The sequence below is a fragment of the Jannaschia seosinensis genome (genome assembly GCF_001408515.1).
In the GTDB taxonomy this organism is placed as follows: domain Bacteria; phylum Pseudomonadota; class Alphaproteobacteria; order Rhodobacterales; family Rhodobacteraceae; genus Jannaschia; species Jannaschia seosinensis.
Window position 1 is genome coordinate 1 of sequence record NZ_CYPR01000192.1, and the last position, 16,523, is coordinate 16,523.

At 68.1% G+C, this 16,523-nt stretch carries 17 protein-coding genes; 7 read left to right on the plus strand and 10 right to left on the minus strand.

Translation table 11 applies throughout. From position 1 onward, the window contains the following. Positions 1 to 402, minus strand: a 402-nt coding sequence (locus tag JSE7799_RS14210) for a transposase (protein ID WP_186201957.1), incomplete at its 3' end; no start/stop codon positions are given. Positions 403 to 793: 391 nt separating this feature from the next. Next, a complete protein-coding gene (gene lepA / locus JSE7799_RS14215) occupies positions 794 to 2,593 on the minus strand; it encodes a translation elongation factor 4 (RefSeq protein ID WP_055664194.1) in 1,800 nt (599 codons plus the stop codon). 326 nt (positions 2,594 to 2,919) lie between these two features. Here lepA and JSE7799_RS14220 point away from each other — a divergent pair, with 326 nt between their 5' ends. From JSE7799_RS14220 to JSE7799_RS14235, 4 genes are all read left to right on the plus strand, one after another. Further along, complete coding sequence (locus tag JSE7799_RS14220) at positions 2,920 to 4,128, plus strand: sensor histidine kinase (protein ID WP_055664195.1); 1,209 nt, start codon at positions 2,920 to 2,922, stop codon at positions 4,126 to 4,128. A gap of 185 nt (positions 4,129 to 4,313) precedes the next feature. After that, positions 4,314 to 5,594, plus strand: a complete 1,281-nt coding sequence (locus JSE7799_RS14225) for a DEAD/DEAH box helicase (protein WP_055664196.1) — start codon at positions 4,314 to 4,316, stop codon at positions 5,592 to 5,594. An 87-nt stretch (positions 5,595 to 5,681) separates the two neighbouring features. Beyond that, positions 5,682 to 6,053, plus strand: a complete 372-nt coding sequence (locus JSE7799_RS21875; RefSeq protein WP_245624903.1) for a hypothetical protein — start codon at positions 5,682 to 5,684, stop codon at positions 6,051 to 6,053. A 51-nt stretch (positions 6,054 to 6,104) separates the two neighbouring features. Then, a complete protein-coding gene (locus JSE7799_RS14235) occupies positions 6,105 to 6,785 on the plus strand; it encodes an NAD-dependent deacylase (protein WP_055664197.1) in 681 nt (226 codons plus the stop codon). Positions 6,786 to 7,791: 1,006 nt separating this feature from the next. Here the strand turns inward: JSE7799_RS14235 and rpmB are convergent. Together rpmB and meaB are read right to left on the minus strand one after the other, a co-directional pair. Next, positions 7,792 to 8,094: a 50S ribosomal protein L28 gene (rpmB, locus tag JSE7799_RS14245; RefSeq protein WP_055664199.1), complete on the minus strand. Its 303-nt coding sequence runs from the start codon at positions 8,092 to 8,094 to the stop codon at positions 7,792 to 7,794. Positions 8,095 to 8,188: 94 nt separating this feature from the next. Then, the gene (meaB, locus tag JSE7799_RS14250) at positions 8,189 to 9,163 is read right to left on the minus strand and encodes a methylmalonyl Co-A mutase-associated GTPase MeaB (RefSeq protein WP_055664208.1); all 975 of its coding nucleotides are present in this window, start codon (positions 9,161 to 9,163) and stop codon (positions 8,189 to 8,191) included. 97 nt (positions 9,164 to 9,260) lie between these two features. On the opposite strand from meaB, the gene JSE7799_RS14255 reads away from it, so the two are divergent. Together JSE7799_RS14255 and hrpB are read left to right on the plus strand one after the other, a co-directional pair. Further along, the gene (locus JSE7799_RS14255; protein WP_055664200.1) at positions 9,261 to 9,977 is read left to right on the plus strand and encodes a DUF3108 domain-containing protein; all 717 of its coding nucleotides are present in this window, start codon (positions 9,261 to 9,263) and stop codon (positions 9,975 to 9,977) included. Continuing rightward, positions 9,974 to 12,313 carry an ATP-dependent helicase HrpB gene (gene hrpB, locus JSE7799_RS14260; protein ID WP_055664201.1) on the plus strand — a complete coding sequence of 780 codons (2,340 nt, stop codon included), beginning with the start codon at positions 9,974 to 9,976 and terminating at the stop codon, positions 12,311 to 12,313. The genes JSE7799_RS14255 and hrpB overlap by 4 nt, the downstream gene beginning before the upstream one ends. A gap of 24 nt (positions 12,314 to 12,337) precedes the next feature. Here the strand turns inward: hrpB and JSE7799_RS14265 are convergent, their stop codons facing one another. The 6 genes from JSE7799_RS14265 to JSE7799_RS14290 form a co-directional block, all read right to left on the minus strand. After that, on the minus strand, positions 12,338 to 13,141 hold the full coding sequence (locus tag JSE7799_RS14265; protein WP_245624904.1) for a hormone-sensitive lipase: 804 nt from the start codon (positions 13,139 to 13,141) through the stop codon (positions 12,338 to 12,340). 64 nt (positions 13,142 to 13,205) lie between these two features. Next, the gene (locus tag JSE7799_RS14270; RefSeq protein WP_055664202.1) at positions 13,206 to 13,775 is read right to left on the minus strand and encodes a F0F1 ATP synthase subunit B; all 570 of its coding nucleotides are present in this window, start codon (positions 13,773 to 13,775) and stop codon (positions 13,206 to 13,208) included. A gap of 3 nt (positions 13,776 to 13,778) precedes the next feature. After that, entirely contained in the window at positions 13,779 to 14,327 is a 549-nt protein-coding gene (locus JSE7799_RS14275; protein ID WP_055664203.1) for a F0F1 ATP synthase subunit B', read from the minus strand. Positions 14,328 to 14,405: 78 nt separating this feature from the next. Next, positions 14,406 to 14,642 carry a F0F1 ATP synthase subunit C gene (locus JSE7799_RS14280; protein ID WP_055664204.1) on the minus strand — a complete coding sequence of 79 codons (237 nt, stop codon included), beginning with the start codon at positions 14,640 to 14,642 and terminating at the stop codon, positions 14,406 to 14,408. A 63-nt stretch (positions 14,643 to 14,705) separates the two neighbouring features. Beyond that, positions 14,706 to 15,479, minus strand: a complete 774-nt coding sequence (locus JSE7799_RS14285) for a F0F1 ATP synthase subunit A (protein ID WP_055664205.1) — start codon at positions 15,477 to 15,479, stop codon at positions 14,706 to 14,708. Beyond that, positions 15,472 to 15,828, minus strand: a complete 357-nt coding sequence (locus JSE7799_RS14290) for an AtpZ/AtpI family protein (protein WP_055664206.1) — start codon at positions 15,826 to 15,828, stop codon at positions 15,472 to 15,474. The genes JSE7799_RS14285 and JSE7799_RS14290 overlap by 8 nt, the downstream gene beginning before the upstream one ends. A gap of 194 nt (positions 15,829 to 16,022) precedes the next feature. On the opposite strand from JSE7799_RS14290, the gene JSE7799_RS14295 reads away from it, so the two are divergent. Beyond that, positions 16,023 to 16,349, plus strand: a complete 327-nt coding sequence (locus JSE7799_RS14295) for an ArsR/SmtB family transcription factor (RefSeq protein WP_055664210.1) — start codon at positions 16,023 to 16,025, stop codon at positions 16,347 to 16,349. The last annotated feature ends 174 nt before the right edge of the window (positions 16,350 to 16,523 follow it).

Genomic DNA, 16,523 nt, shown 5'->3' on the forward strand with positions numbered 1-16,523 from the left:
GCGGCCCATGCGGATAAGGGCGCGGGCGTCGGGCAGGTTTTCCATGCGAGAGATCGTTGGCTGCGAACACAAGGCTGGCTCCGTTTCCGGGCCACGCTCCAGCGCGATCCTGAAGCTGGGATCGTTCCGCAGGGCTGCCGCGTCATTGCCGTCTTCATATCCCGCCGCGATCATCATGATCCGGAACCGGATGATGTCGCACAGGCTATGCTGAACNTTCGCCGGATCACGCGGATCGCGCAGGCATCCAGCGAGCCGCTGCGCCAGACCCGCCCTGCGCTCGATCTCGCGCAGCAGGGTCAGTCCGGCGTCGGAGCTCATGTCGGCGCCGTCAAACCCGAGCAGGACCGGCTTGCCATTGAGGGGTGACAGGCGGGGCGTGGAGCACGTAGACTGGGTCATGGCGGAGGTCGTCCTGCTGAAATCTGAATCTTTGGCGTCGATAACCAAAAAATACAGAGTTTCAGACGGTTACGCCACCTCCGCCGCTTTCTCGTGAATTATCCGGGTTAGTGACGTTTTGAGCCTCGGAAATGTTCCGAGGATCCTTGTTGATGAAGTCCTCAATCAAACTGCGAACGCGACCAAGGCTCCCTGACCAGAGAATGAGAAACGACCTGAAGAATACGGCCTTTGAGCACAATCTTGAACCGACTGTCTTGGATCTTCCAAAAACGCCTGAACGAAAGGGCAGAAAGTCTGAGTCGTTCCCTTCGCTACCCTCACGGCTGACCATTACGTCCGCAAGAGCAGCGAAGCCCTGCGGATTGGTGGCACAGCAAATGAGCGTCACCTAACTATCCATCTTCAACGCATTGATGAATGCCGACTGGGGAATCTCCACGCGCCCGAACTGGCGCATTTTCTTCTTCCCCGCCTTCTGCTTCTCAAGCAGCTTTTTCTTCCGCGTCGCGTCGCCGCCGTAGCATTTCGCGGTCACATCCTTGCGGAGGGCGGCCAGCGTTTCGCGGGCGATGACCTTGCCGCCGATGGCGGCCTGGATCGGGATCTTGAACATGTGGCGGGGGATGAGTTCCTTGAGTTTTTCCACCATCGCGCGGCCGCGGGTTTCGGCGCGGTCGCGGTGGACCATCATCGACAGGGCGTCCACCGGCTCGTCGTTGACCAGCACCTGCATCTTGACGAGGTTGTCCTCCCGGTAGCCGATCATCTGGTAGTCGAAGGAGGCGTAGCCCTTGGTCACCGACTTCAGGCGATCGTAGAAGTCGAACACGACTTCGTTGAGCGGCAGGTCGTAGACCACCATGGCGCGCGGGCCGGCATAGGTCAGGTCGAGCTGGATGCCGCGGCGGTCCTGGCACAGTTTGAGCACGTCGCCGAGATAGTCGTCGGGGACGAGGATCGTCGCCTTGATCCGCGGCTCCTCCACGTGGTCGACATGGGTCATGTCGGGCATGTCGGCGGGGTTGTGCAATTCGATCATCTCGCCGTCGCGCATGTGGACGTGGTAGACGACGCTGGGCGCGGTGGTGATCAGGTCGATGTCGTATTCCCGCTCCAGCCGGTCCCGGATCACCTCGAGATGCAGCAGGCCGAGGAACCCGCAGCGGAAGCCGAAGCCCAGCGCGGCCGACGATTCGACCTCGTAGGAGAAGGACGCGTCGTTGAGGGCGAGTTTGCCGATGGCGTCGCGCAGGTCGTCGAATTGCGCGGAATCGACGGGAAAGAGGCCGCAGAAGACGACCGGCTGCGACGGCTTGAAGCCGGGCAGCGCGCGGTCGGTGCCGTTCTTCTCGTGGGTGATCGTGTCGCCGACGCGGGTGTCGCGCACCTCCTTGATGGAGGCGGTGAGGAAGCCGATTTCGCCGGGGCCGAGGGAATCTACGGGCATCATGCCGGGGCGGAACACGCCGATCCGCTCGACATGGTGGGTGGAGCCGTTCTGCATCATGCGGATGCGGTCGCCCTTCTTCAGGACGCCGTCGACGATGCGCACGAGGACGATGACGCCGAGATAGCTGTCGTACCAGCTGTCGACGAGCATCGCCTTGAGCGGGGCCTTCTCGTCTCCCTTGGGCGCGGGAAGGCGGTCTATGATGGCCTGCAGCGTCTCGCGGATGCCCTGCCCCGTCTTGGCCGAGACCAGCAGCGCGTCGGAGGCGTCGAGGCCGATCACGTCCTCGATCTGCTCGCGCACGCGGTCGGGTTCGGATGCGGGCAGGTCGATCTTGTTGAGGACGGGGACGATCTCGTGGTCGGCGTCGATGGCCTGGTAGACGTTGGCGAGCGTCTGCGCCTCGACGCCTTGGGTCGAGTCGACCACGAGGAGCGACCCCTCGACGGCGCGCATGCTGCGGGAGACCTCGTAGGCGAAGTCCACGTGGCCGGGCGTGTCGATCAGGTTGAGGATGTAGACCTCGCCGTCGGCGGCGGTGAACTCGATGCGGACGGTGTTGGCCTTGATGGTGATGCCGCGTTCGCGCTCGATATCCATGGCGTCGAGCATCTGCTCCTTCATCTCCCGCAGGGTGACCGTGTTGGTCTCCTGGATCAGACGGTCGGCGAGGGTGGATTTGCCGTGGTCGATATGGGCCACGATCGAGAAGTTACGGATCCGGGCGAGGTCGGTCATGGGGGCAGGCCTTTCCTGTTCGCCCCCGGATACAACGCGGGCCGCGCGGCGGAAAGGGCGCGGCGTGTCGCGCCGGCGCGGCGGGTGGGCCCGGTCCGGCTTGTCCGCAACGCGAAAGCATCGCGGGAGGGATTCAGTTTTATGGAACACTTTTCTGGCAGCCTCATTGGATAACGAATGGTTTCCCCTAACTCGACCAAGGGGGCCGACACGCGCGTCGTTGCGCAGTCTGGAACGACGCAGAAGGGCCGGGGTTGAATGTCGATGCGCCGCTGGAAGACACATTTTCCCGCCACGTCGGGTCACGCCAGCCGAGGCGTGGCGCGATGATAGGCGCTGCCCATCCGCTCGTGGTCCGGCTGATCACGCTTTGGGAAACCTATCCGCTCGTGCTCGTGCTGGCGGCGGGGGTTGTGGTTCTGCTCGCCTCGGCGCTCGCGGCGCTGTTCGTGGTGGTGCGCCAGCGTAACGCGGCTCTTCGGCGGCTGGATGAGCGCGCGAGCGAGTTGCAGGCCGCCAAGGATGCGGCGGAGATCGGGCTGTTTACCCAGACGCTGGCCGATGGAATGGTGCGCTGCGACGCACGGTTCCGGACATTGTTCGGGATCGACGAAGAGGCGCCGGTGCCGGTGGACACGATCTGGGCCGCGATCCATCCCGATGACGTCGGGGCGGTCCGTGCGGCGATCGATGATGCGCTCGACCCCGATGGCGACGGATGCTTCGACACGGAATTCCGGCTGGCGGACGCGTCGGCGCGCTGGCTCTATTCGAGGGGGCGCGTGATGTTCGCGGGCCGCGCACCCTCGATTCTGACCGGTGCGCTCTACGAGGTGACGGACCGGCGCGAGGCTGAGGAGACGCGCAATCTGTTGATCGCGGAGCTCAACCACCGGGTGAAGAACACACTGACGGTCGTCCAGAGCCTCGCGCGCCAGACGTTTCGGACTTCGGCCAATCCCGAACGGGCGGTGGAGACCTTCCGCGATCGCCTGCACGCCTTGGCCGCGGCGCATGACATCCTCGCGCAGTCGAGTTGGGAAGCCGCCGATCTGAGCGATGTGGCGCGGCGCACCATCCCGTCCGTGCAGGCCGATCCGCCGCGCGTCACGCTGGACGGGCCGGAACTGCGCCTGTCGCCGCGGATGGCGCTGGCCGTGGCGATGGTGCTGAACGAACTCTATCGCAACGCGGTCCGGCATGGCGCCCTGTCGGTGCCGGACGGCAATGTGGAGCTTTCCTGGCGCTGCACCGGGGAAGGCCGGCGGCTGATGCTGGAACTTGATTGGCGGGAACGGGGCGGCCCGCCGGTTGTCGCGCCGGAGCGGATGGGCTTTGGCCTGTCGCTCTTGCGGGACATCCTGCCGGTCGATGCCGGCGGCACGGCGGGGTTCGATTTCGCCGCCGACGGGTTGTTTTATCGCCTCAGGGCGCCGCTGGTCGAAGAGCTTTCGGTGGTCGGGACGGGAACGGAGGGGCCGGTCTTTCGCCCCGAACTGGCCATGCCGTTCGAACAGCGTGTCATGCGCGGTTGACTTCCCGGCCCGCGCCGCCCACATCGCATCCGACCCCGCCCCTCGGGCCGCGTGAGCCGGCGTTCCACGAGGGATCGCCACAACGACGGGCGGGACGCTTTCCCAAGGATCACGCCGGGGAGGCGCGGGCAGTTCGCCCGTGACCCCCAATCCGCGCCCATGGGAGCGCGGTCAAAGGATTACTCATGGATTTCGACATGCTGGGGCTGAAGCCCCGTCTCATCGACGCGCTGCGCGAGATGGGCATCACCGACCCGACTCCGATCCAGAAGCAGGCGATTCCGCCCGCGCTGGACGGCCGCGACGTCATGGGCCTCGCCCAGACCGGCACGGGCAAGACCGCGGCCTTCGGTCTGCCGCTCACGCAGCACCTGCTGGCCGAAGACGTCCGGCCCCAGCCGCGCACCGCGCGCGCCCTCATCCTTGCGCCGACGCGCGAATTGGTGAACCAGATCGTCGAGAGCCTCGACGGCTTCACCAAGGGGACGCATCTCAAGGTCGCGCGCATCATGGGCGGCGTCGGCATCAATCCCCAGATCAAGCGGATGGAGCGGGGGGTCGACCTTCTGGTTGCGACGCCGGGCCGTTTGATCGACCTGATGGACCGGGGCGCGGCGGATTTGTCGGCCACGCGGTTCCTCGTCCTCGACGAGGCGGACCAGATGCTCGACATGGGCTTCATCCACGCCCTGCGCCAGATCGCGCCGAAGCTGCCGCGCGAGCGCCAGACGCTGCTGTTCTCGGCCACGATGCCCAAGGAGATGGAGAGCCTCGCGGCGACCTATCTCGATCGGCCCGTCCGTGTTCAGGTCTCCACCAGCGGGCAGACGGCCGACAAGGTCGAGCAGTCGATCCACTTCATCGCCAAGGCGGAAAAGCCCGGCCTGCTTCTCGATCTGCTGCGCGCCCATCCGGGCGAGGCGGCACTCGTCTTCGCGCGCACCAAGCACGGCTCCGACCGTCTGGCGAAGCAGCTGACCAATGCGGGCGTCGCGGCCGTGGCGATTCACGGCAACCGCAGCCAAGGACAACGGACCCGCGCGCTGGAAGCCTTCACCGACGGCTCTGCGCCGGTTCTGGTGGCGACGGATGTGGCGGCGCGGGGGCTCGACATCCCGCTGGTCAAGCACGTCTACAATTACGAGTTGCCCAACGTGCCGGAAACCTATGTCCACCGCATCGGCCGCACCGCGCGAGCCGGGCGCGAGGGGGCGGCGATCACGCTCTGCGCACCCGATGAGATGGGGGAACTCAAGGATATCGAGAAGGTAATCAAGACAAAGATCCCCGTGGCCTCCGGCAGCCGCTGGACCCCCGCCGAGGAGGAGGCCAAGCCCAAGCAGCAGCGTGGCGGCGGCGGTCGGCGTGGCAGCGGCGGGCGTCCGCAAGGCGCAGGCGCGGCGCGGCCTAGCGGCGCGGCCAAGCCGGACGGCAACCGCAAGCGCAGGCCCCGCAAGAAGGCCTGACGCGGCAGAGCGGCCCGACCCCGATTGCCAGGATCGGGCCGCTCTGGCATCGTGCTCCAAAATAGAAACGACCGGGGCCCCAGCAGCATGATCACGACCTTCCGACCCGTCCGCGGCGCGCTTGCGCTGACTGCGATCCTGGCATTGACGGCCTGCGGCGGCGGGCGCGGAGCGGTAGGCGGCGGGCGTTACGATGCCCCGGTCCGCGCCTTTGCCACGGGTCCCGTTTACACGGCCTGCCTGCGAGCCAATCGCACGGCCGCTTCACGTGATTTGTGCGGCTGCGTGCAAGCCTCGGCGGACACGAAACTCAGCCGCGGCGAACAGTCGCGCGCGGCCAAGTTCTTCTCCGATCCACATCAGGCGCAGGTGACGCGGCAATCGGATCGGGCACGCGACGAACGCTACTGGACCCGCTATAAGCAGTTCGTCGCGATCGCGGAACGGACCTGCGCCTGACCGGCGGCTTCCGACGTGGCGCCTCAGATCGACGTGCAGAGGAGTGACAGGATGAAGCGGATCGTCGTCCTGTCCGGAGCGGGCCTCAGCGCGGAATCTGGCCTCGGCACGTTTCGCGATGTGGGCGGACTCTGGTCGCAATATGATCTGGCGGATGTGGCCACGCCGGAGGGGTTCGCCCGCGACCCCGCTCTGGTCCACGCCTTCTACGATGCGCGCCGCGCGAACATGGCGGGTGCCCGGCCCAATGCCGCACATGCCGCGCTGGCCCGCCTGTCGGGGCGCGACGATGTCACGCTGGTCACGCAGAACATTGATGACCTGTTGGAGCGGGCCGGCGCGCGGAGCGTGATCCACATGCACGGAGAATTGTCGCGCGCCCTCTGCGCGGTCTGCGGCCATCGCTGGGATGCGCCGCCGGTCATGGAGCCGGCAGCCCCCTGCCCCGCCTGCGACGCCGCCGCGACACGCCCCGATGTCGTGTGGTTCGGCGAGATGCCCTATCACATGGAGACGATCGAGCGGGCTCTCGGCGACGCGGATCTTTTCGTCAGCATCGGAACCTCCGGCACCGTCTATCCCGCCGCGGGCTTCGTCGAGGCCGCGCGTATGGCAGGGGCGGAAACACTGGAACTCAACCTCGAAGCGTCCGGCGGCCGCTTCGATGCGGTGCGCGAAGGACCGGCCAGCGTCGTGGTGCCGGACTGGGTGGCGGAGGTTCTGGGGGACTGACCGGAGCATCCTCGAACGGGCACATTCGGTCGGCCGTGCCGGCGCAAAGCCGGCAATGCTCGGGTCGGTTCTGCGCTCCGGACGGGGGCTTGATGAGAAAACCTCCCAGCGTGGCGTCGACGAGGAACGCGGCGCTCGGAGTGGCGCGACGTGCCCGCTTCTTGAACCTGCTGTTCGCGCAGACGCTACGCGTTGCTAGCCCCGTGGCGAAGGCGCAACGGTCGCGGAATCGGATGGCCTAGGACGAATTTGGCGGCGACCTGGCTCATCGGCATCGCCCTCGATTTTTGGCGAGCCGGGTGCTGTCGTGGACGACGTATTTGACCTCCTATCGACCGACTGAATTGTCGGGGAGGATTGATGACGTTTTCCTCCATTTCCAGGATCTGGCGCGCGGTGCTCCTCGTCTCGTTTGCAGTCAATCTCGACGTGGCGGGGCATGCACTTCGGGCGGCGATTGACCCGCACGGGTCCCGGTGGGATGAGATATGTCGGGTGGAGCCGATCTCTCCGCTAGGGCGGAGGTTTTCCAATGCAGACAGGCATGCGGTCGTCGATGCGCCGCGCCGTGCGCAGCCGCCGCAGAATCTCGGCAGGCGCGCGCGGGCGGGTGACGCGCTGCGCTTCCGTGGGCAAGCCGCGCAAGACCGCCCGCTCCCGCCGCCGCGGCCCGTCCGCTGCAGCCTATGCTGACGCGCTGAAACGTGGGATGCAGCGGCGGCGCTGACACTGCCCCGCAGGCATGATTAAGGCCAGGACGGATGAGAATTCATTGGCCCAACCGCTCCGGCGCCCCGCCGAAAGCTCGATTGATCGCTCCAAAGCAAGAACAGGCGGGGCGAACCCCGAACCATCCCACGGCTTGGCGAACCTACCACCTAAACAAGAAAAACCGACGGCCCTAAAACGGTATTGGCCAGCGATTCCTCGCCGGCCAATACCGTGTATCTCAACACGTCGATGATGCCACATCCCGCGAAATCTTCCTCGCGGGATGTTCGGAAGCTCAGGCTTCCAGAACGGCCGCCGTCTCGGATGACTTGGCGATGTCGCGCTTGATCTTGAGCGCGCGCGACGACAGATCGCTGTCCTTCGCCTTCACGAGGAAGGCGTCGAGGCCGCCGCGATGATCGATCGTGCGAAGCGCGGAAGTCGAAATCCGCAGCTTGAACGACCGGCCCAGCGCCTCGGACTGAAGCGTCACGGGGTTGAGGTTCGGCAGGAAACGACGCCGCGTCTTGTTGTTGGCGTGGCTGACGTTGTTGCCCGTCATCGGGCCTTTTCCGGTGAGTTCGCAAACGCGCGACATGGCGGGACTCCGGGGGCTAGGTGTCATAAAACGAATGCAGGGCCGATCAAGCGGCCCCGCGGTCGCGGCGTGATAGTCCCGGCTGGCGCGGGCGTCAAGCACCCCGCAGCGATTCGAGCATCTCTTCGGCCGCCGCTCGTGCCGCGCGCCGCCCCTCGGCCACGTCGCGCGCCATTGCCGCCATCCGCGCGCGCGTCTCGGGCGCATCCAGTTGCGCCAGAAGGGCCGCACGGACCTCTGCGTCGAACCAATGCGCCGCCTGCGCCGCACGGGTCGCATCCCAATGGCCCTCGCGGCGGCGCCATTCCGCCAGAGCCTGCATTTCGTCCCATGCCGAGGCAAGCCCCGCTCCGGTCACGGCCGAAACGGCCATCGCTTTCGGAAACCCCTCCGGATCGGCCGGCCGCCGCCGCATCAGGCGCAGCGCCCCCGCATAATCGGCGACGGTGCGCGTGGCGGTGGCCGCCAGATCGCCGTCCGCCTTGTTGACCAGAATCAGGTCTGCGATCTCCATGATTCCACGCTTCACCCCCTGCAACTCGTCACCGCCGGCGGGCGCGAGGAGCAGCACGAACAGGTCGGCAAGCTGCGCGACCATCGTCTCGGATTGCCCCACGCCGACCGTCTCGATCAGGACGACGTCGAATCCCGCCGCTTCGCACAGCGTTACCGCCTCGCGCGTCCGGCGCGCGACGCCGCCCAGATGGCGCGCCGCGGGCGAGGGGCGGATGAAGGCGCCGGGATCGCGGCTCAGCCGCTCCATCCGCGTCTTGTCGCCCAGTATCGAGCCGCCCGTTCGCGCCGAGGACGGATCGACGGCGAGGACCGCCACCCGGCACCCCGCCTCCGTCAGCATCGTCCCGAACGCCTCGATGAAGGTGGATTTGCCCACCCCCGGTGTGCCCGAAAGCCCGATGCGCAGCGCCTCGCGCCCGGTCGGCAGCGCGTCGAGCAAGGCCGCCGCGCGGTCGCGGTGTTCGGGCCGCGTGCTTTCCACGAGCGTGATCGCCCGGGCGAGCGCACGGCGGTCGCCGTCGCAAAGCGGCACAAGAAGCGGATCGTCACTCATGGGACCGGGATGCCCGGCGACGCGCCCGGAGGCAAGCGCGGTTGCCTTCCGAGGCCATTCGCCACACTTAAAGCCCGTCCCCGGCCGGAGCCCCCTCATGCGCACGCCCCTCCTCGCTCTCCTTCTCGTCCCGCTTCTGGCGATGCATGCTGCGGCGGAGGAACTCTCCGCACGGTACGACCTGTCGATACGCGGCATTACCGGCGGCCAGATCACCCTCGGCGCGCGCATGACCGACGACGCCTATTCCGTGGCGTCGCAGGCGGGCGCAACGGGGCTGATCGGGCGGCTGGTGCGCTACGGGTTCGAGGGCCGCGCGCAGGGCCGCGTCGCCGGCGACACCCTGCGCAGCCGCACTTACACGGAGGTCGAGGTCGATGACGGCGAACGCACGGTTACCGAAACGACCTTTCGCGACACCCGGCCCGTCGCCGTCTCGGTCACGCCCGAACGCGCGCCGGAGCCTTGGGACATCGCCCCCACGGAGCAGGCGGGCATGTCCGACCCGCTGACCGCCCTGTTCTCGGTGATGCGCCCCGTGCCGGCGCGCGAGGCCTGCGCACAGGTCCACGATCTCTTCGATGGCCGCCACGTCTCGCGGCTGACGCTCGGGCCCGCGCGGGCGCGCGACGGCGGCGGCGTGGTCTGCGACGGCGAATACCGTCGCCTGCGGGGCTACGAGCCGCGCAAGATGGCGGAGCAGCCGGTCGTGGCGCTGACCTTCCTTTACGCCCCGACCGAGGACGGGCGGGTACAGGTTGACGAAATCCGCTCGCCCACCCGATTCGGGGATGCGGTGCTGCGCCGCCGATGACGCCGCTTCCCATCGACGACGCGCTGCCCGATGTGATCGCGGCGCTCCGGGAGACGGGGCTTTGCGTGCTGCAGGCGCCGCCCGGGGCGGGCAAGACGACGCGCGTGCCGCTCGCGCTCCTGCCCGAAGTGACGGGCCGGATTGTCATGCTGGAACCGCGCCGCCTCGCCGCCCGCGCCGCCGCCGCCCGCATGGCCGAGACGCTTGGCGAGGCGGTCGGCGCGACGGTTGGCTACCGGATGCGCGGCGCCACCGAGATCTCGCGCGCCACCCGGATCGAAGTCGTTACCGAAGGGATCCTGACCCGGATGTTGCAGGCCGACCCCGACCTGCCCGGCGTGGGCGCGGTGATCTTCGACGAGTTTCACGAGCGCTCCCTCAACGCCGATCTGGGCCTTGCCCTGACGTGGGAGGCGCGCGGCGCCCTCCGCCCCGACCTGAAGCTGGTGGTCATGTCGGCCACGCTCGACGCGGAGCCGGTGGCCGGGATGCTGGGCGCACCGATCGTCACCAGCGCGGGGCGGGCCTTTCCGGTGGCGCAGCGCTGGCGCGACCGCCCGCCGCCGCAGGGCCAGCGATTCGAGGCGCAGGTGGCGGGGCTCGTCCGCGAGGCACTTGAGGCCGTACCGGGCGACGTGCTGGCCTTCCTGCCGGGCGAGGGGGAAATCCGCCGCTGCGCCGCAGTCCTCGGCGAATGCGGGGCGGAGGTTCGCCCGCTCTACGGCGCCCTGCCCTTCGCTGAGCAGCAGGCCGCGATCCGCCCCGGCGCGGGCCGCAAGGTCGTGCTCGCCACCGCGATTGCCGAAACCTCGCTGACGATCGAAGGGGTGCGCGCCGTGGTCGATGGCGGCCTCGCGCGGCGGGCGCGGTTCGATCCCGGCTCGGGGATGACCCGGCTCGTCACCGAACGCGTCACCCGCGCCGAGGCGGCGCAGCGCGCGGGCCGGGCGGGCCGGGTGGCCGAGGGCGTTGCCTTCCTCAATTGGACTCGTGGCGAAGAGGGCGGGATGCGCGCCTTTCCCGATCCGGAAATCGCCTCGGCCGATCTTGCGGGTCTGGCGCTGGAACTGGCGGTCTGGGGGTCGGACGACCTCGCTTTCCTCACCCCGCCCCCGCCGCCCGCTTTGGCCGAGGCGCGGGCGCTGCTTGAGGGTCTGGGCGCCCTTTCCGGCGGCCGGATCACCGACCACGGTCGCGCGCTGGCCGCGATGCCGCTGCACCCCCGACTTGCGCATATGCTCGCTCAAGGCGGGCGCGGCGCGGCACGGCTGGCGGGCGTCCTGTCGGTGCGGCTGCCGCCGGGCTCCGTCGACCTGTCGGAGGCGCTGCGCCAACCCACGCGCGAGGCGCGGACGGAGGCCAAGCGGCTTGCCCGGCACGAGGCCGGACCGGACCTTTCCGACGCGCAGCGCCTCGCCCTTGCCTACCCCGACCGGATCGGTCTTCGACGCCCCGGCGATGCACCGCGCTGGCTTCTGTCCGGAGGCAAGGGCGCGCGGATGGAAAAGGGCGACGCCCTCGCCGGCGCAAGGCTGATCGTCGCCTGTGACCTCGACGGCGATCCCACCGAGGCACGCGTGCGGCGTGCCCTGCCGATTTCGGAGGCGGAGCTGCGCGCGGTCGCCGCCGACCGCATCGCGTGGGTCGAGATCTGCCAATGGTCCGCCCGGCATCGTCGAGTGGAGGCCCGGCGCCGCGAGATGCTGGGTGCCATCGCGCTCGACGACCGGCCGTGGACGGAGGCTCCGGAGGATGCCGTGGCACAAGCCGCGTGCACAGGGGTGCGCGCGCTAGGGCTCGGCTGTCTCGACTGGACGCGCCGGGCCCGCCTGCTGCGCGCCCGCATCGCCGCGAGCGGGTTCATGGATGTCTCCGACGCAACGCTGCTTGGTTCGCTGGAGGACTGGCTCTTGCCGTTCCTCGACGGCGCGCGCGACGCGGATGCCTTCGGACGCCTCGATCCGTTCGACGCGCTTCAGGCCCGGCTCGGCTGGGACGCGGCGCGGCGTCTCGACGAGGTTGCCCCCGCGCATTACCGCACCCCGCTGGGCCGCAAGGTGCCGATAGATTACGGTCCCGACACTCCCACCGTGTCGCTGCGCCTGCAGGAGGTGCTGGGCGAGACGAGGCATCCCCATGTCGGCGCAACACCCCTCCGGATGGAGCTTTTGTCGCCGGCGCAGCGTCCAGTGGCAATTACGCAGGATCTGCCGGGGTTCTGGAGCGGCGCCTATGCCGACGTGCGGCGCGACATGCGGGGCCAATATCCGCGCCACCTCTGGCCCGAGGATCCCACGAGCGCCACGCCGACGACACGGGCGAAGCCGCGCAGCTGACACGTGGTGACGTCGGGTCCTTGATCAGGCGAGCAGGTCGTCCACCATCGCGGAGTCCGAATCCGCCAGCGCGTCAATCACATCAAAATGATGACGCCCGGCTGCGACGTGAAGCGGCGCGGCCCAAGCCTGCGACAGGCCCCGCGCCTGCCACAGGAAAGCCGGTCGCTCATCGCTCCCCACGTGAACCGAGACGCGCGTGTCCGGGCGTGGCGTGCCGAGGGCGGGACTTTCGGACGCCGCCTCCTCGGGTGTCAGGCGCAGGTCATCGTTGAGACTTTGCGCCACAAGCGGGCGCAGGTCGGCAACCGGGCTCAGGGGCAGGCAGGCTTCGATTCGATCCGCGCAGGCCGGCGCCGCATCCGGCATCACCATCCGCGCCGCGAGATGTCCGCCCGCGCTGTGCCCCGTCAGGCGCACGGGACCAGCCACGCGCGCGGCGGCGGCGTCGATACCGCGTGCGACCTGGGCCGTGATCTCGGCAATCCGCGCCGACGGCGCCAAGGGATAGCCCATCACCGCGACGGCCCAGCCCCGCGCCACCGCCCCCGCCGCCAGATGCGACCAATCCGACCGATCGAAGGCGCGCCAGTAGCCGCCGTGAACGAACACCACGAGACCATGCGCGCGCCCTTCCGGCCGGAACAGATCGTAGGCCGCGCCGGGCGCGTCACCGTAAGCGATATTCAGTTCGGCCCGCGCGGTCGCACGGAAGGCGGCCGCCGATTGACGCCAGCGGTCCGGCCATGCTTCGGCGCCGGGGATATAGGCGGCGTTGGCATAGGCGTCGTCGAGGGCCGCCGGGTCCATCCGCTCCCAGTCGTGCATCATGACCCTCCACACGAAAGGGGCGCCCCAAAGGACGCCCCTGAACTGCCCGAAGCCGATCGGCTCAATGCAGCTTCTTCGACACCGTCTCGATCGACTCGTCGATCATCTTCTTTGCCTGCGCAGCCGAAAGCTGGCCGGCGACGACTTCTCCCGCCGCGGCGATGGCGACGCTGATCGCCCGGTCGCGGACCTCGCGGATCGCGGAGGCCTTGGCACTCTCGATCTGCTCCTCGGCCGATTCGATACGGCGCGCCACGGACTTCTCGAGATCGACCTTCGCCTGCTCGGCGGCACCCTCGGCGTCGGCCTTGGCGGTGGCGACGATCTGGTCGGCATCCGCCCGCGCCTGACGGGTCTTGCGGTCGTAGGAGGCGAGGAGCGCCTGCGCCTCATCCCGCAGCGCCTTCGCCTCGTCGAGATCCTTGCGAATCCCTTGGGCACGCGAGTCGAGCGCGTCGGTAATCCGCTGCGGAACCTTGAAGTAGATGAGGATGCCCACGAAAACGAGGAAGCCCAGCAGCACGACGAAGTCGGTATTGTGCAGGCTGAAGAACGGGCCGGTCGCGGCCATGGCGGGGCCGGCGGCAACGCTTGCGGCGAGGCCGCCGGCAAGGATCGTCAGGTGACGCATGGCTCAGCCCTCCTTGACGCGCGCATCGACCGCGGCGTCGATCTTCGTTTGATCGACCTTGCCGCCGAGCGCGGCGACGATATCGCCCGTCACGTCCCGCGCGACTTCGGCCACGCTTGCCGCGGCGCCGGCGCGAATCTCGGCGATCTGCGCCTCGCTCTCGGCCGACTTGGCCGCGATCTTCTCATCCGCCTTGGCAATGGCCGCATCGAGATCGGCGCGGATCGCATCGCGCGCCTCGCCGGAAATGCGTTGCGCCTCGGCGCGGGCGTCGGACAAGGCCTTGTTGTAGGCGGCATCGGCCTCATTGGCCTGACGCCTGAGGTCCTCTGCCGCGGCAAGGTCGTTCGAAATCGTGCCCGACCGCTCCGCGAGGACGGCCGTCATGCGCGGCAGGGCCAAGCGGGTCAGGATCAAGTAGATCGAGATCAGCGCCAGCAGCAGCCAGAAGATCTGGTTGCCGAACCAGTCCGCGCAAAGCTGCGGCATCCCGACGGCAAAGCCGTAGGAGTCGACGCACATGCCCGCCGCCTCAAGTTCGATCGGTTCCATCTCTGGTCACTTCCTCCGCAGGATCGTTCGAGCACGGCCGACGAAGGCCGTGCCCCTTTTACAGGTGTCGCGCGTCGATCAGACGGCGAACATCAGCAGGAGAGCGACGAGGAACGAGAAGATGCCCAGCGCTTCGGCGAACGCGATGCCGATGAACAGGGTCGCCGTCTGGCCGCCAGCGGCGGACGGGTTGCGCAGCGCGCCGGCGAGGAAGTTGCCGGCCACGTTGCCAACCCCGAGCGCCGCGATGCCCGAGCCCATGGCCGCGAGGCCTGCGCCGAGAAACTGGCCGAAAAATGCGATATCGCCTTCCATGGGGTGTACTCCTTCAGATTGGAAGATTTGCGGGTCGTGGGGTGCGCAGACGCGCGCACCGCATCAGTGCGAGGGGTGCAGCGCGTCCTTGAGGTACACGCAGGTGAGGATGGTAAAGACGTAGGCTTGGATGAAGGCGACCAGCACCTCCAGCCCATAGATCGCGGTCACGCCGAGAATGGCGAGCGGCGAGATCGCGGCGACCTGCGCGAAGCCCGCGAAGACCTTGAGCACCGCGTGCCCCGCCGTCAGGTTGCCGGCAAGACGAATGGAGTGGCTGACCGGCCGCACGAAGTAGGAGATCAGCTCGATCAGCGCCAGGACCGGGCGGATCGCCAGCGGTGCGGACGTGACCCAGAACAACCCGAGAAACGCGCCGCCGTTCTTGACGAAGCCGAGGATCGTCACCGCGAGGAACACTGCGAGCGCCAGAACCGCCGTCACCGCGATGTGGCTGGTGGGCGAGAACGCGGACGGGATCAGCGCAAGGAAGTTGGCGAAGAGGATGAACAGGAACAGGGTGAAGATATAAGGAAAGTAGCGCACGGCGTCCTTGCCGGTCACGTCCTCGACCATCTTGTAGATGAAGCCGTAGGCCATTTCCGCGACCGATTGCATCCGGCCCGGCACGATGGCCCGGCCGCGCGTGGCCAGAACGAAAAGCCCGAAGATGCACAGAACAGCCAGCGCCATCCAGAAGGCCGCGTTGGTCAGCGTGTACCAGTGAACCGGGTCGCCCGCCTCGCCGAAAAGCGGCTGGACGATGAACTGATCCATCGGATGGAAGGAGAGCCCACCGCCTTCGACCGGTTCCAAGCCTGCGACCACTTCAGCCATCGTCGTTCCCTCGTCTCGGGGCGCCGGCCCCGGGTTCCTTCAAAGCAGCCTCGGCCGAGACCCGCCCCTGTATCTCCTGCGCGGAGCCAATCATCGTCTTCACCCCGGCCGCGAAGCCCAGAAGCGTGAACAGGACCATCAACCAAGGCTGCGTGCCCAGTAGATAATCCAGTCCGTAACCGATCCCGAAGCCGATCCCCAGCCCCGCCACCAGTTCGATGACCATCCGCCAGGCAAGATGCGCCTGGGAATAATGCTCCTCCGTGTGGGACTTCGCGTCCTGTCCCTTGGCGGCGGCGATCCGGGCCTCGAGGGCACGGAGACGGGCGCGGTCGGGATCATCGGACACGTCGGGTCCCCCATGGATGTCGCAGGGTGTCTAGGCGGCGGAAGAAGCCGAGTCAACGCGCGAAGATTGATGTGCGAATCAATAGGTTGCAAGAATTACCCATGGGTAATTGCCAGCACCCGAGGTTCCACCGACATTCAACCGATGCGTTGAACGTCCTTGACCCGGCCCGCGGCCCGCGCCACGCGGGGCTCATGTCCGACGCCCTTTCCGCCGTCTTCGCCGCACTGGCCGATCCGACCCGCCGGGCAATCCTCGCCCTGCTGCTGGTGGACGATATGGCGGTAACGGACGTGGCGGAGGGCTTCGGCATTTCGCTCGCCGCGGTATCCAAGCATCTGGGCGTTCTCTCTCGCGCCGGTCTCATCACCCGCGAACGGCGGGGCCGGGTCGTGTGGTGCAAGCTGGAGCCCGACGCCCTGCGCGGGGCCTCGGTCTGGATGCAGGGCTTCGGTCAGTTCGACACGCTCGACCTCGACGCGCTGGAGCGGCTTCTGGCCGCAGCCGCGCCGGAGCCGTGAAACCCGCGCCCCGCCTGCGGGCGTTGTCCCGGCATGGATGCACCGCATATCGCCCCCACCCATGCGCCCGCCCCGCGCGAGACGCCCGAGACCTTGGCCCGACGCCTGCCCGATGCGCCTGCCGCGCGGCTCTGGCGGCCCCGGCGGGTGCTTCTGACGCGTGCCGCGCGGGAA

What these genes read in the sequence shown, in the direction of transcription:
- lepA (WP_055664194.1), bottom strand. Translation starts at nt 2,593, where the DNA reads ATGACCGACCTCGCCCGGATCCGTAACTTCTCGATCGTGGCCCATATC.
- JSE7799_RS14220 (WP_055664195.1), top strand. Translation starts at nt 2,920, where the DNA reads ATGATAGGCGCTGCCCATCCGCTCGTGGTCCGGCTGATCACGCTTTGG.
- JSE7799_RS14225 (WP_055664196.1), top strand. Translation starts at nt 4,314, where the DNA reads ATGGATTTCGACATGCTGGGGCTGAAGCCCCGTCTCATCGACGCGCTG.
- JSE7799_RS21875 (WP_245624903.1), top strand. Translation starts at nt 5,682, where the DNA reads ATGATCACGACCTTCCGACCCGTCCGCGGCGCGCTTGCGCTGACTGCG.
- JSE7799_RS14235 (WP_055664197.1), top strand. Translation starts at nt 6,105, where the DNA reads ATGAAGCGGATCGTCGTCCTGTCCGGAGCGGGCCTCAGCGCGGAATCT.
- rpmB (WP_055664199.1), bottom strand. Translation starts at nt 8,094, where the DNA reads ATGTCGCGCGTTTGCGAACTCACCGGAAAAGGCCCGATGACGGGCAAC.
- meaB (WP_055664208.1), bottom strand. Translation starts at nt 9,163, where the DNA reads ATGAGTGACGATCCGCTTCTTGTGCCGCTTTGCGACGGCGACCGCCGT.
- JSE7799_RS14255 (WP_055664200.1), top strand. Translation starts at nt 9,261, where the DNA reads ATGCGCACGCCCCTCCTCGCTCTCCTTCTCGTCCCGCTTCTGGCGATG.
- hrpB (WP_055664201.1), top strand. Translation starts at nt 9,974, where the DNA reads ATGACGCCGCTTCCCATCGACGACGCGCTGCCCGATGTGATCGCGGCG.
- JSE7799_RS14265 (WP_245624904.1), bottom strand. Translation starts at nt 13,141, where the DNA reads ATGCACGACTGGGAGCGGATGGACCCGGCGGCCCTCGACGACGCCTAT.
- JSE7799_RS14270 (WP_055664202.1), bottom strand. Translation starts at nt 13,775, where the DNA reads ATGCGTCACCTGACGATCCTTGCCGGCGGCCTCGCCGCAAGCGTTGCC.
- JSE7799_RS14275 (WP_055664203.1), bottom strand. Translation starts at nt 14,327, where the DNA reads ATGGAACCGATCGAACTTGAGGCGGCGGGCATGTGCGTCGACTCCTAC.
- JSE7799_RS14280 (WP_055664204.1), bottom strand. Translation starts at nt 14,642, where the DNA reads ATGGAAGGCGATATCGCATTTTTCGGCCAGTTTCTCGGCGCAGGCCTC.
- JSE7799_RS14285 (WP_055664205.1), bottom strand. Translation starts at nt 15,479, where the DNA reads ATGGCTGAAGTGGTCGCAGGCTTGGAACCGGTCGAAGGCGGTGGGCTC.
- JSE7799_RS14295 (WP_055664210.1), top strand. Translation starts at nt 16,023, where the DNA reads ATGTCCGACGCCCTTTCCGCCGTCTTCGCCGCACTGGCCGATCCGACC.